This window comes from Thiohalomonas denitrificans, from assembly GCF_900102855.1.
In the GTDB taxonomy this organism is placed as follows: domain Bacteria; phylum Pseudomonadota; class Gammaproteobacteria; order Thiohalomonadales; family Thiohalomonadaceae; genus Thiohalomonas; species Thiohalomonas denitrificans.
Genome location: NZ_FMWD01000008.1, coordinates 51,053 through 63,910 on the forward strand (window position 1 = coordinate 51,053; position 12,858 = coordinate 63,910).

At 60.6% G+C, this 12,858-nt stretch carries 14 protein-coding genes; all 14 read left to right on the forward strand.

The features are described from left to right. The first annotated feature begins 1 nt into the window (after nt 1). The 14 genes from mnmG to BLP65_RS12975 all read left to right on the forward strand — a co-directional run bounded on the left by mnmG (nt 2) and on the right by BLP65_RS12975 (nt 12,836). Nucleotides 2-1,900 (forward strand): tRNA uridine-5-carboxymethylaminomethyl(34) synthesis enzyme MnmG, encoded by a 1,899-nt coding sequence (mnmG, locus tag BLP65_RS12910; protein WP_092997984.1) that lies wholly within the window; start codon nt 2-4, stop codon nt 1,898-1,900. 178 nt (nt 1,901-2,078) lie between these two features. Beyond that, complete coding sequence (gene rsmG / locus BLP65_RS12915) at nt 2,079-2,714, forward strand: 16S rRNA (guanine(527)-N(7))-methyltransferase RsmG (protein WP_317623060.1); 636 nt, start codon at nt 2,079-2,081, stop codon at nt 2,712-2,714. A gap of 21 nt (nt 2,715-2,735) precedes the next feature. Next, nucleotides 2,736-3,536 (forward strand): ParA family protein, encoded by an 801-nt coding sequence (locus tag BLP65_RS12920; protein WP_092997990.1) that lies wholly within the window; start codon nt 2,736-2,738, stop codon nt 3,534-3,536. A gap of 334 nt (nt 3,537-3,870) precedes the next feature. Then, on the forward strand, nt 3,871-4,755 hold the full coding sequence (locus tag BLP65_RS12925; RefSeq protein WP_092997993.1) for a ParB/RepB/Spo0J family partition protein: 885 nt from the start codon (nt 3,871-3,873) through the stop codon (nt 4,753-4,755). Nucleotides 4,756-5,159: 404 nt separating this feature from the next. Beyond that, on the forward strand, nt 5,160-5,558 hold the full coding sequence (locus BLP65_RS12930; RefSeq protein WP_092997996.1) for an ATP synthase subunit I: 399 nt from the start codon (nt 5,160-5,162) through the stop codon (nt 5,556-5,558). 19 nt (nt 5,559-5,577) lie between these two features. Next, a complete protein-coding gene (atpB, locus tag BLP65_RS12935) occupies nt 5,578-6,360 on the forward strand; it encodes a F0F1 ATP synthase subunit A (RefSeq protein ID WP_092997999.1) in 783 nt (260 codons plus the stop codon). Between the two features lie 63 nt (nt 6,361-6,423). Beyond that, the gene (gene atpE, locus BLP65_RS12940; RefSeq protein ID WP_092998002.1) at nt 6,424-6,696 is read left to right on the forward strand and encodes a F0F1 ATP synthase subunit C; all 273 of its coding nucleotides are present in this window, start codon (nt 6,424-6,426) and stop codon (nt 6,694-6,696) included. A 49-nt stretch (nt 6,697-6,745) separates the two neighbouring features. After that, the gene (locus BLP65_RS12945) at nt 6,746-7,216 is read left to right on the forward strand and encodes a F0F1 ATP synthase subunit B (protein ID WP_092998005.1); all 471 of its coding nucleotides are present in this window, start codon (nt 6,746-6,748) and stop codon (nt 7,214-7,216) included. Between the two features lie 13 nt (nt 7,217-7,229). Next, nucleotides 7,230-7,766 carry a F0F1 ATP synthase subunit delta gene (locus BLP65_RS12950; protein ID WP_092998008.1) on the forward strand — a complete coding sequence of 179 codons (537 nt, stop codon included), beginning with the start codon at nt 7,230-7,232 and terminating at the stop codon, nt 7,764-7,766. A 27-nt stretch (nt 7,767-7,793) separates the two neighbouring features. After that, nucleotides 7,794-9,335 (forward strand): F0F1 ATP synthase subunit alpha, encoded by a 1,542-nt coding sequence (gene atpA / locus BLP65_RS12955; protein WP_092998011.1) that lies wholly within the window; start codon nt 7,794-7,796, stop codon nt 9,333-9,335. 14 nt (nt 9,336-9,349) lie between these two features. Further along, entirely contained in the window at nt 9,350-10,213 is an 864-nt protein-coding gene (gene atpG / locus BLP65_RS12960; RefSeq protein ID WP_092998014.1) for a F0F1 ATP synthase subunit gamma, read from the forward strand. 42 nt (nt 10,214-10,255) lie between these two features. After that, nucleotides 10,256-11,632 (forward strand): F0F1 ATP synthase subunit beta, encoded by a 1,377-nt coding sequence (gene atpD / locus BLP65_RS12965; RefSeq protein WP_092998017.1) that lies wholly within the window; start codon nt 10,256-10,258, stop codon nt 11,630-11,632. Nucleotides 11,633-11,768: 136 nt separating this feature from the next. Next, the gene (locus BLP65_RS12970) at nt 11,769-12,197 is read left to right on the forward strand and encodes a F0F1 ATP synthase subunit epsilon (protein ID WP_092998021.1); all 429 of its coding nucleotides are present in this window, start codon (nt 11,769-11,771) and stop codon (nt 12,195-12,197) included. A 150-nt stretch (nt 12,198-12,347) separates the two neighbouring features. Next, complete coding sequence (locus tag BLP65_RS12975) at nt 12,348-12,836, forward strand: FKBP-type peptidyl-prolyl cis-trans isomerase (protein WP_092998026.1); 489 nt, start codon at nt 12,348-12,350, stop codon at nt 12,834-12,836. The last annotated feature ends 22 nt before the right edge of the window (nt 12,837-12,858 follow it).

Here is a 12,858-nt window from a genome sequence, read left to right on the forward strand (position 1 = left end):
TATGGATTACCCCCACTCTTTCGATGTCATCGTGGTCGGCGGCGGGCACGCCGGGACCGAGGCGGCGCTGGCTGCCGCCCGCATGGGTATGCGTACCCTGCTGCTGACGCAGAACATCGAAACCCTCGGACAGATGTCCTGCAACCCGGCCATCGGCGGGATCGGCAAGGGGCATCTGGTCAAGGAGGTGGATGCGCTGGGTGGACTGATGGCGCGGGCCATCGACCGTGCCGGCATCCAGTTTCGTATCCTCAATGCCAGCAAGGGGCCGGCGGTCCGCGCCACCCGGGCCCAGGCCGATCGGCAGCTCTATCGGCAGGCGGTACGCCACGCGCTGGAAAATCAGGAAAACCTCACGCTTTTCCAGCAGGGGGTGGAGGACCTTATCGTCGAGGGGGAGCGGGTGGCGGGAGTGGTGACCCAGATGGGGCTGCGATTCCAGGCCCCGACTGTCGTGCTCACGGTGGGTACCTTCCTGGGCGGTGTGATCCACATCGGCCAGGTGAACTATCAGGGCGGCCGTGCCGGGGACCCGCCCGCCAATGCCCTGGCCCACCGGCTGCGGGAGATGCCCTTTCGGGTGGCGCGCCTGAAGACCGGAACACCGCCGCGCATCGACGGACGCAGTATCGATTACAGCCGGCTCGAGCCGCAGCCGGGGGATGATCCCGCCCCTGTCTTCTCCTTTCTCGGCCATACCGAAGAGCACCCGCGGCAGGTCCCCTGCCATATCACCTACACCAACTCCCGCACCCACGACATCATTCGCGGCGGTCTGGATCGCTCGCCCATGTACGGCGGGATCATCGAAGGGGTGGGGCCGCGCTACTGCCCATCCATTGAGGACAAGGTGGTGCGCTTTGCCGGGCGCGATTCACACCAGATCTTCGTGGAGCCGGAGGGGCTGGATACCCACGAGGTCTATCCCAACGGCATCTCCACCTCGCTGCCGTTCGACGTGCAGATTGAGCTGGTACGTTCCATGACCGGCTTCGAGAATGCCCACATTACACGTCCGGGCTACGCCATCGAGTATGACTTTTTCGACCCGCGGGACCTGAAGCCCTCGCTGGAGACCCGCTTTGTCGAGGGCCTGTTTTTCGCCGGCCAGATCAACGGCACCACCGGGTACGAGGAGGCCGCGGCCCAGGGACTGCTGGCCGCCGTGAACGCTGCACGCCGGGTTCGCGAACAGGAGGCGTGGTCACCTCGTCGTGACGAGGCCTATCTGGGTGTGCTTGCGGATGACCTGATCACCCGCGGTACCAGCGAGCCCTACCGCATGTTCACCAGCCGTGCCGAATACCGGTTGCTGCTGCGCGAGGACAATGCCGATTTGCGCCTGACGCCGATCGGTCGGGAGCTGGGTCTGGTCGACGATGTTCGCTGGGCAGCTTTCGAGGCCAAGCGCGAGGCCATCGAAAGAGAGCAGGCGCGGCTGGAGTCAACGGTTTTGCGCCCCCGGGATATCGACGCGGCGGACGCGCAGCGGGTCTTCGGGCAGCCGCTGACACGCGAATACCGGCTTTCGGAGCTCATGCGCCGTCCCGATGTGCGTTATGACTCACTGATGGCCCTGGCCGTAGCCGGACCGGGTCTGCAGGCTCCGGCGGCCGCCGAACAGGTGGCTATCCAGGCCAAATACGCAGGTTATATCGATCGCCAGCGCGAGGAGATCGAACGCGCGCGCCGCCACGAAGACACTCCCCTGCCCGAGGGGATGGACTATACCGCGGTGCGCGGCCTCTCCGCCGAGGTGCAGGAAAAACTCAATCGCCACGCCCCGGTCACTCTCGGCCAGGCCGCCCGCATCCCCGGTATCACCCCCGCCGCTGTCTCTCTGCTGCTGGTCTTCCTGAAAAAGAGCTCGGGGCAACCGATCTCAACGCAAAAACGCTAAGGCGCAAAAACGCAAAGGTTGATCTGATGGAATCCAGAATTTTGGATGCGGAACAGGGGATTGGGGGTATATATAGGCTCGGGCCGGGATGCAATTCGGCCGGGAATAGCGCTTTTCTCTTCTTTGCGCCCTTGGCGTCTTTGCGTCTTTGCGTTGAAGGTGTTTTCCAATGACCCTCCTGCGCCAGAGCCTCGACGCCGGCCTGGAAGCGACGGGGCTGGCGTTGTCGGAGGCGCAGCGGGAGCTGTTGATCGCCTACGTCGACCTGTTGGCGAAATGGAACCGGGCCTATAACCTGACTGCGGTCCGGGAGCCGCACAGCATGGTGGTACGGCATCTGCTGGATTCGCTGGCGGTGGCTCCGTATCTGACGCACGGGTGCCACCCGGATGATGCACTGCGCGTTATCGACGTGGGCACCGGGCCGGGATTGCCGGGGATCCCGCTGGCGGTGGCCTTCCCCGGGAGCAGCTTTTTCCTACTCGATACCAATGGCAAAAAGACACGCTTTCTCACACAAGCCAAGGCTGAATTGGGGCTTGGGAATGTGACTGTGGTACATTCCCGCGTGGAGACGTACCGCCCCGATGCACCCTTTGATGTGGTGATCGCCCGCGCTTTTGCCTCCCTTTCCGAGATCGTCTCCGGATGCAGTCACTTGCTGGCGCCCCGGGGCCGGGTATTGGCCATGAAGGGAGCGCGGCCGGAAGCGGAGCTTGCAGCGCTGCCCGCGGGCCTGTCGGCGCAGGCGATACGGCTAAGGGTTCCGGGGCTTGAGCAGGAACAGCGGCACCTGATCGTCATCAGTAGCTAGTCAATCAGACAGGGCAGGGGTATGGGCAGGATTATCGCGGTGGCAAACCAGAAGGGCGGGGTCGCCAAGACCACCACCTGTATCAATCTGGGGGCCTCCCTTGCCGCCACCCGGCGGCGGGTGTTGTTGGTCGACCTCGACCCGCAGGCGAACGCCACTGTGGGCAGTGGCGTGGACCGGGACGATCTCGAAAAGAGCTCCTACGATGTCCTCCTCGAGGGCGCTGCTCCCATCGAGGTGATTGTCCGTGCCGAAGAGGCCGGTTACGACGTATTGCCGACCACCTCCGATCTCACTGCAGCGGAAGTGGAACTGATGGGGGTCGAGAGGCGGGAGCGGCGGCTTCGCAGCGCTCTGCGTCCCATGGCCGCGGAGTACGATTTCATTCTGATCGACTGTCCCCCCTCCCTGAACATGCTCACCCTGAATGCGCTGGTGGCGGCCGACTCGGTGCTGATCCCCATGCAGTGTGAGTACTATGCCCTGGAGGGGCTCAGCGCGCTGCTCGATACCGTCGAGCAGATCCGCGGCTCGGTGAATCCCGCCCTGGAGGTGGAAGGTCTGCTGCGGACCATGTATGACCCGCGCAACAATCTCGCAGTCGATGTGTCGCGCCAGCTGATCACCCATTTCGGGGACAAGGTCTACCGCACGGTGATCCCCCGTAACGTCCGGCTCGCGGAGGCGCCCAGCCACGGGGTGCCCGCGATGGCGTATGATCGCTCGTCGCGCGGGGCCATCTCCTATCTGGCGCTTGCCGGCGAGATCCTGCGCCGCTATGAGAAACAGGCGCTGGGTGCGGAAACCGCAAGCGCGGAGTGAAACGGTATTCACCGCAAAGGTGCAAAGGATGCGAAGAAACTGATTTCCATGACGAGTCTTTCGCGCGTCGCCGCAACGTTTGTTGCCGTTTGCGGTTACACTCCGACGTGCCACGATAACCCATTGCGTCGCTGGCGCTCCTGGCGTCTTTGCGGTGAATCTATGAAACGTTCGGGTCGGCTCGCAAGCACCCTCGGCCGCGTTGCAGTCGCTTGAATTGGCTACGCGGCCAGTCTTGTACTCCTGCGCCTTGCCGAGGGCGCTTGTGAGACCGGCTGAGCGTTACACTATTTCCGGCATGGACCACTAGACGAACCTACCGACGACAAAAACCATGGCAACCAGAAAGCGACGGCTCGGAAAAGGCCTGGATGCCCTGCTTGGGGCCGGCAGTTCCCCTGCAGAGGCAACCGGTGATAGCACGGGTGAGGAAACACACGACAGTGAGTTCCGTCACCTGCCGGTGGATGTGATCCAGCGCGGCAAGTATCAGCCGCGGCTCGATATGCACCCCGATACGCTGGAAGAGTTGGCCGACTCGATTCGTTCGCAGGGGGTGGTCCAGCCGATCGTCGTTCGTCCGCTGGCGCAAAAGGGACGTTACGAGATCATTGCCGGCGAGCGCCGCTGGCGCGCCGCCCAGATCGCCGGATTGCACGAGATTCCGGCCGTAATCCGCGATGTGCCCGACGAGGCAGCCATCGCCATGGCGCTGATCGAGAATATCCAGCGCGAAGAGCTCAACGCCATGGAAGAGGCCCATGCCTTGCAGCGCCTCGTCGACGAATTCGGCATGACGCACCAGCAGGTGGCGGAGGCAGTGGGCCGCTCGCGGGCCGCGGTATCCAATCTGCTGCGTCTGCTGAGTCTCGCTCCGGACGTCAAGCGCCTGGTGGAGAACGGCGATCTGGAGATGGGGCACGCCCGTGCCCTGTTGGGCCTGAGTGGCGACCTGCAGAGTCAGGCTGCCCGTCAGGTGGTGGGCAAGGGACTGTCCGTGCGCGAGACCGAAAAGCTGGTGAAGCGGCTCTGCGAAGGTGCGCCGGAGAAGGCGCCGGAGAAGAAGGTCGATCCCGATATTCGCCGCCTCGAGGAGTCACTCGGGGAGCGTATCGGTGCCCGTGTTGCCATTCAGCATGGTCCCAAGGGCAAGGGCAAACTGGTGATCCAGTACAACACCCTCGACGAACTCGACGGGATTCTCGAACATATCTCGTAGGCCGCGCCATGAACCGCCCGCTCCGAATTCCCCTGTGCGGGCAGGCTTCAAGCCGCCGGTTACGACAGCGCTCCCTTGCCGGGCCTTCGCTTGTCGGGCTGAAGCCCGATCTACAAGGATTGCGCCTCCAGTGAGAAGATCGCCACACTGCACTCGCCACTCGCCACTCGCCACTCGCCACTGTACCTACACCACCTTCAGCTAGGCTTGTTCCGTGTACTCCGGGCTTGTAAATTCCCTTATCGTTACATTTATTATTACTTATATAAGGCCTTTTTATTGGTGCATCATTGACGCTCCGGGCTGAGGTTTATATACTTTCGCGCCGCTGAAGCTCGACTCGGCGATGTGAACAAACCGAGACCCAGAGGGGCGTGCTCGAGCCGCCCCGGTTGCCTAATTTAATGAGTTATGCGGCAAAGGTCCTGCTGGGTATGACCCGCAGGCTCCTGACGATTCAGGCAGCCCTGGCCCTGCTGGCGGCCGGGACTTTTCTTGTGCTGAGAGGCTGGGAACCGGCTTTGGCCGCGGTGTTCGGGGGAGCCATCGCCCTCTTCAATACCCTTGTCAGTGCACAGCGGCTCGCGCGGGCCTCCGAGTCGGCCGCCAGCGACTTGAAGCGCGGAATGATGGAGTTGTTTATCGGCGCGGCCATACGCTTTCTGGCCACGCCCGGCTTGATTGCCGTCGGGATCGTCTTTCTGAATCTGGACCCGGTCGCCATTATCGTGGGCTTCGGCGTGGCGCAAGTTGGATATTTCTTCAACAGTGCGCCCTCCCACCTGCAAAAACCGAATTCATAATTGTTCTTGGAGTGAAACCGTGAGTAGCGCGACCGCACCTGCAACCGATAGTCCGGTTACCTATATCCAGCACCACCTGACCAATCTCAGTGTCGGCGAGGGGTTCTGGACATGGCACCTGGATACCCTGTTTTTCGGAGGACTTCTGGCCGCTCTCATCATGCTGGTTAGCTGGAGGATCGGGCGTAGTCTCGATGCCGAGAAGCCCGCCGGCATGCAGAATCTGCTTGAAACCATTCTCGAATTCGTAGACGGCCAGGTGAAATCCATCTTCCATGGCCGCGACCGGCTGGTGGGACCGCTGGGGCTGACCATTTTTGTCTGGGTGTTCCTGATGAATGCCATGGATCTGATCCCGGTCGATCTGTTGCCCAAGCTTGCGGAGATGATGGGTGTTCATTACCTGAAAGTTGTGCCGACCACCGACCTGGGTACTACCTTCGCTCTGGCTCTCTCTGTCTTCGGCCTCATTATCATCTACAACATTCGCTCCAAGGGTGTGATCGGGTACATCAAGATGTTCCTCTTCCACCCGTTCGGAAAATGGCTGATACCGGTCAATATCGTCATGACCACGATCGAAGAGGTGGCCAAACCCGTCAGTCTGGGGCTTCGTCTGTTCGGAAACATGTTCGCCGGCGAACTGATCTTCCTTCTGATCGCCCTGCTGCCCTGGTGGATTCAGTGGCCCCTGGGTGGCAGCTGGGCCATTTTCCATATTCTGGTCATTACCCTGCAGGCGTTCATCTTCATGCTGCTGACGATTGTCTATCTCAGCATGGCTTCGCAGGCCGACCACTAACCGCAGAACCGTTTCTTCACTGTTTAATATCAACTTTTCACAACTATATCGAGGAGAGCTCCAATGGATCCATCCATTCTCGCCAACGTCTACGCCTTCACCGCAATCGGTGTCGGTATCATCCTTGCCGCCGCCGGCCTGGGTTCCGCTCTGGGCTGGGGCCTGATCTGCTCCAAGTACATTGAGGGTATCGCGCGTCAGCCCGAAATGCGTCCGCAGCTGATGGGCCAGATGCTGTTTACCGGCGGACTTATGGAAGCCTTTCCGATGATCGTGCTGGGTATGGCCATGTGGTTTGTATTCGCCAACCCGTTCGTGGGCGCGCTGGTCGGCTAAGCCGGAGTTTTTCAGCCAGTTTCGCCAACCCATACGGGAGATAGAAGACGTGAATGTAACAGCAACCCTCTTTGGGCAGATGCTGACCTTCTTCGTCCTGGTCTGGTTCGTCTGGAAGTTCCTTTGGGATCCGATGACCCAGATGATGGAGGACCGGAAAACGCGCATCGCTGATGGTCTTGCGGCCGCCGAACGTGGAAAACACGAGCAGGAGCTTGCGGAGAAACGCGCCGCCGAGGTGATCCATGAGGCCAAAGAGAAGGCCGCAGAGATCATCGCCCAGGCCCAGAAGCGTAGCAGCGAGATCGTTGAAGAGGCCAAAGAGACTGCCCGTACCGAAGGAGAGCGCATCAAGGCGTCCGCCCAGTCGGATATCGAGCAGGAAGTTAACCGCGCCAAAGAGAGTCTGCGTGGCAAGGTGGTCTCGCTATCTGTGGCCGGCGCATCGAAAGTGCTCGCCCGGGAGATCGACGAGAAGTCACAAGAGGACCTTCTCAAGGACCTCGTGGCGCAGATATAAGGGCTGTACCCAAATGGCTGAACTGATAACCATCGCACGCCCGTACGCCCAGGCCATTTTCAGTCTCGCCCGGGATGAAGGCGATCTGAAGGGGTGGTCTGACATGCTGGCCTTTGCCGCTCTCGTCGCAAGCGATCCCGACATGGCCGCGTTGATCGAAGATCCGAGGGTCGATCGTGAGCAGACGGCGACGATCTTTCTCGATGTCTGCGGCGAACGCCTGAATGCCGGCGCCAAGAACACGATCCGCGTCCTGGCGGAAAATAACCGACTCGAGCTGCTGCCGGAAATCGCCGTTTTGTACGAGGTCGAGCGTGCTACTGCCGAAGGGACCCTGCGGGCCGAGGTGACCTCCGCCCATTCCTTGTCGAATGCACAGAAGAAGGCGATTGCGTCGGCCTTGACGAAGCGATTTGGCCGTGATGTCACGCTCGACTGCAAAATCGATGAAGAGCTGCTCGGTGGGGCCATTATCCGTGCGGGAGACGTGGTCATCGATGGTTCGGTCATCGGCAAGCTGGACAAGCTGGCTCATCAGCTGCTGCGCTAAACCGGACCGATTAGAGGACACATTACAATGCAACTGAATCCTTCAGAAATCAGTGAACTGATTAAGAAGCGCATCGCCGACTACGACGTGGTCACCGAAGCGCGCACCGAAGGTAGCGTCGTCAGTCTGACGGACGGTATCGCGCGCGTTCACGGGTTGGCCGATGTCATGTCCGGCGAAATGCTCGAATTTCCCGGCAACACCTTCGGCCTGGCGCTGAATATCGAGCGTGACTCGGTCGGTGCGGTCATCCTGGGCGCCTACGAGCACATTTCCGAAGGCGACAAGGTCACCTGTACCGGTCGTATCATGGAGGTGCCGGTGGGCGAGGCCCTGTTGGGGCGCGTGGTCAACTCTCTGGGTGTACCCATCGATGGCAAGGGGTCGATCGATGCCACGGAGACCTCGCCAATCGAGAAGATCGCGCCCGGCGTCATTCACCGCCAGTCGGTCGATCAGCCGCTGCAGACCGGTCTGAAATCGGTTGATGCGATGGTGCCGATTGGTCGTGGTCAGCGTGAACTGATCATCGGCGATCGCCAGACGGGCAAAACCGCTGTCGCTATCGACGCGATCATCAGCCAGAAGGGTACCGGTGTTAAGTGCATCTACGTAGCGGTTGGCCAGAAGGCTTCCTCTATTGCGGGTGTAGTGCGCAAGCTCGAAGAGCACGGCGCCATGGAGCACACCATCGTGGTGGCAGCTGCCGCCTCTGATTCGGCTGCGCTGCAGTACATCAGTCCCTATGCCGGCTGTGCCATGGGCGAATACTTTCGTGACCGCGGCGAAGATGCCCTGATTGTCTACGATGACCTGACCAAGCAGGCCTGGGCCTATCGCCAGGTGTCGCTGCTGCTGCGTCGGCCGCCGGGCCGCGAAGCCTATCCCGGTGACGTGTTCTATCTCCACTCCCGGCTGCTGGAGCGTGCATCACGCATCAATGCCGCGGAGGTGGAGAAGATTACCAACGGCGAAGTGAAAGGCAAGACCGGCTCCCTGACCGCGCTGCCGATCATTGAGACCCAGGCGGGCGACGTCTCGGCGTTCGTGCCGACCAATGTGATCTCCATCACCGACGGTCAGATCTTTCTCGAAACCGACCTGTTCAATGCGGGCATCCGCCCGGCCATCAACGCCGGCCTTTCGGTTTCCCGCGTCGGTGGCGCAGCTCAGACGAAGATCGTCAAGAAGCTTGGTGGTGGTGCACGTCTGGATTTGGCGCAATATCGTGAATTGGCGGCCTTCGCTCAGTTCGCCTCCGATCTGGACGAATCGACTCGCAAACAGATCGAACGCGGTCAGCGCGTTACCGAACTGATGAAGCAGAAACAGTACCAGCCCATGAGCGTTGCTCAGATCGCTGTGTCGCTGTTTGCCGCCAACCAGGGCTTCCTGGATGACGTTGGTGCGAAAAAGGTCGTGGATTTCGAACAGGCGCTACAGGCCTACATGAAATCCGAGCAGTCGGACCTGATGGAAAAGATCAACGTTTCGGGCGATTACAACGACGAGATCGAAAATGCGCTTCGAAAGGCCGTCGAAGACTTTAAAGCCAACCATACCTGGTAAGCGGGAGGCACTTGATGGCCAGCGGAAAAGAGATACGTACCCAGATCGGGAGTGTCAAGAACACTCAGAAGATCACCCGCGCCATGGAGATGGTGGCTGCGTCCAAGATGCGCAGGGCGCAGGACCGGATGGTGGCTTCCCGACCCTATGCCGACAAGATGCATAAGGTGATCAGTCACTTGGCGCACGCGCATACGGAGTATAAGCACTCCTACCTTGTGGAGCGCGAGGTCAAGCGGGTCGGGATGATTATCGTTTCGTCGGACCGGGGTCTTTGTGGCGGTCTGAACACCAACGAGTTCAAGGTGGCGTTGCAGACCGTCAAGGAGTGGCGGGAGCGCAATGTCGAGGTCGATGCATGCCTTATCGGCCAGAAGGCCGCCGGATTTTTCAAGCGGATCAAGGTGAACGTCGTCTCCCAGACGACGCAGCTCGGGGATGCACCCGGGCTCCAGGACCTGATCGGTGCGGTGAAGGTGATGCTGGAGGCATTCGATGAAGGGAGAATCGACCGATTGTACATTGTGTTCAACGAATTCGTGAACACCATGACGCAGAAGCCGACCGTCGAACAGCTTCTGCCGATCCGGGCCGGAGAGCTCGACCCCGAACTCAAGCATCACTGGGACTATCTGTACGAGCCGGACGCCGAGCAGGTCCTGGAACAGTTACTGATGCGCTACATCGAGTCGCTGGTCTACCAGGGTGTGGTCGAAAATATCGCTTGCGAACAGGCTGCCCGAATGGTGGCCATGAAAGCGGCATCCGACAATGCCGGAAGTCTGATCGAGGAGCTGCAGCTGGCCTACAACAAGGCCCGCCAGGCAGCAATCACCCAAGAGTTGTCGGAGATCGTCGCGGGCGCAGCGGCTGTATAGGATCCGCGCAGCAAGGTTTCGAGTATTTTAAGGGGACTGACCATGAGTTCTGGAAAGATCGTTCAAATCATCGGCGCGGTGGTCGACGCACAATTCCCGCGCGATGCCATGCCCAAGGTCTACGACGCGCTGAACGTCGAAGAGCTGGGATTGACCCTCGAGGTGCAGCAGCAACTCGGTGACGGGGTCGTGCGTACCATCGCCATGGGCTCGTCCGACGGGCTCAAGCGCGGCATGGATGTCGGCAATAGCGGTGCGCCGATTTCGGTGCCGGTCGGCAAGGCCACACTGGGCCGCATTATGGACGTGCTGGGTAATCCCATCGATGAACGTGGCGATGTCGGCGAAGAGCAGCGCTGGGCGATTCACCGCAAGGCGCCGATTTATGAAGAGCTGGCCGCCAGCACCGAGCTGCTGGAGACCGGTATCAAGGTTATCGATCTGGTCTGCCCGTTTGCCAAGGGCGGTAAAGTCGGCCTGTTCGGCGGCGCCGGTGTGGGCAAGACCGTCAACATGATGGAGCTCATCCGCAACATCGCTATCGAGCACAGCGGGTACTCCGTGTTCGCCGGTGTCGGCGAACGTACCCGTGAGGGTAACGACTTCTATCATGAAATGAAGGAGTCGAATGTTCTCGACAAGGTGGCACTGGTCTACGGCCAGATGAACGAGCCGCCGGGAAATCGCCTGCGTGTCGCCCTGACCGGCCTGACCATGGCGGAGTACTTCCGCGATGAGGGTCGCGATGTGCTGCTGTTCATCGACAACATCTACCGCTATACCCTGGCCGGCACCGAGGTTTCGGCACTGTTGGGCCGTATGCCCTCTGCGGTCGGCTACCAGCCGACACTGGCTGAGGAGATGGGCCAGCTTCAGGAGCGCATTACCTCTACCAAGACCGGCTCCATCACCTCCATTCAGGCCGTCTATGTCCCTGCGGACGATTTGACCGATCCGTCCCCGGCCACGACATTCGCGCATTTGGACGCCACGGTGGTATTGTCCCGTCAGATTGCCGAGCTCGGTATCTACCCGGCAGTGGATCCGCTGGACTCGACCTCCCGTCAGCTGGATCCACTGGTCGTTGGCAACGATCACTACGAAGTGGCTCGCGCCGTCCAGGGTACGCTGCAGCGCTATAAAGAGCTGCGTGACATCATCGCCATCCTGGGCATGGACGAGCTGTCCGAAGAGGACAAGCTGACGGTGACGCGAGCCCGCAAGATTCAGCGCTTCCTTTCGCAGCCGTTCTTCGTTGCCGAGGTCTTCACGGGGTCGCCCGGCAAGTACGTGTCACTGAAGGAGACCATTCGCGGCTTCAAGGGTATTGTCGAGGGTGAGTACGACCATCTGCCGGAACAGGCGTTTTATATGGTCGGCACCATCGAGGAAGCTGTTGAGAAGGCGAAATCTCTCTAGGAGCCTGCTCTGCCGTTTCTCGGACAGGCTCCGGAAGTCGCAAGGGGCAAGCCGCAAGAGACAAGTGGCTTGTTCGAGGGTGTTAGGGCGGCCGCTCCGGCCGTCCGAAGTGCACCTTTAACCTGGAATTGAAATTATGGCAATGACAATGCACGTGGACATCGTCTCTGCCGAGTCGGAGATTTACTCCGGCACGGTGGAAGCCGTGTTCGCTCCGGCAGTTGAGGGAGAGGTTGGGATAATGCCCCGCCACACCCCGCTGCTGACGCAGTTGGCACCTGGTGAGGTGTGCGTTCGGAAGCAGGGCGGAGAAGAGGAGTTCTACTTCGTCTCCGGCGGGATGCTCGAGGTTCAGCCACACACGGTGACGGTTCTGGCGGACGTTGCGATGCGCGCCAAGAGTCTTGATGAGGCTGCCGCCCAGCAGGCGAAAGAGCAAGCCCAGCAGGCGATGCAGGACCGGGTCTCTGATGAAGAGTATGCCCGGGCTGAAGCGGAGTTGGCACAGGCCGCGGCACAGCTGCAGACCATCCAGCGTCTGCGGCAGCGCAAGGGCCGGCGGTAGCTGAGGTACGAGATTCGAGGGAATGTGTCGCTGCGCGGCGCGGATCTCGCTCCTGTAGCCGTGGTCCGAACGTGAGTTGTTAACCCGTGATGTGAGAAGAACAAAGGGCAGTGCTAAACTGCCCCTTTTTTGCTTGCGAGGAGTGCACGAATGAGTGAGCCCAGGGTAGGCGTCAATAAAGTCGTCTCGGTGACCTACAGCATCCTGGACGACCAGCAGCAGGTCGTCGAACAGATCGAAGTCCCCGTATCTTATCTGCACGGCCGCGATCGCGGGCTTTTCGAGCCTATCGAAAGAGCGCTGGAGGGCAAGACGGTGGGCGATGAGGTTACGGTTCAACTGCCGGCAAAAGAGGGATTCGGTGAGTGGGATCCGACCAAGTCCTTCTCCGATGCCATCGAGAACGTCCCGCCCGACTACCGCAAGCTGGGGGCCGAGGCAGAGTTCGAGAACGAAAAGGGCGAAAAGCTCACGATGGTGGTCACTCACGTCGATGAGGGGACCGTCACGCTCGATGGCAATCACCCCTTTGCCGGCAAGGATTTGACGTTCCACGTCACAGTTACCGATATTCGCGACGCGACCCCGGAAGAGGTTGCCGCCGGTGACGTGCAGGAGCGGACGGGCACGCTACACTGACTTCAAAATAACGCCTCACATC

Excerpts from the sequence above, each read along its gene's own strand:
- BLP65_RS12970 (WP_092998021.1), top strand. The coding sequence starts at position 11,769 with ATGGCAATGACAATGCACGTGGACATCGTCTCTGCCGAGTCGGAGATT.
- BLP65_RS12920 (WP_092997990.1), top strand. The coding sequence starts at position 2,736 with ATGGGCAGGATTATCGCGGTGGCAAACCAGAAGGGCGGGGTCGCCAAG.
- BLP65_RS12950 (WP_092998008.1), top strand. The coding sequence starts at position 7,230 with ATGGCTGAACTGATAACCATCGCACGCCCGTACGCCCAGGCCATTTTC.
- mnmG (WP_092997984.1), top strand. The coding sequence starts at position 2 with ATGGATTACCCCCACTCTTTCGATGTCATCGTGGTCGGCGGCGGGCAC.
- BLP65_RS12930 (WP_092997996.1), top strand. The coding sequence starts at position 5,160 with ATGAGTTATGCGGCAAAGGTCCTGCTGGGTATGACCCGCAGGCTCCTG.
- atpG (WP_092998014.1), top strand. The coding sequence starts at position 9,350 with ATGGCCAGCGGAAAAGAGATACGTACCCAGATCGGGAGTGTCAAGAAC.
- BLP65_RS12975 (WP_092998026.1), top strand. The coding sequence starts at position 12,348 with ATGAGTGAGCCCAGGGTAGGCGTCAATAAAGTCGTCTCGGTGACCTAC.
- atpE (WP_092998002.1), top strand. The coding sequence starts at position 6,424 with ATGGATCCATCCATTCTCGCCAACGTCTACGCCTTCACCGCAATCGGT.
- BLP65_RS12925 (WP_092997993.1), top strand. The coding sequence starts at position 3,871 with ATGGCAACCAGAAAGCGACGGCTCGGAAAAGGCCTGGATGCCCTGCTT.
- atpD (WP_092998017.1), top strand. The coding sequence starts at position 10,256 with ATGAGTTCTGGAAAGATCGTTCAAATCATCGGCGCGGTGGTCGACGCA.
- atpA (WP_092998011.1), top strand. The coding sequence starts at position 7,794 with ATGCAACTGAATCCTTCAGAAATCAGTGAACTGATTAAGAAGCGCATC.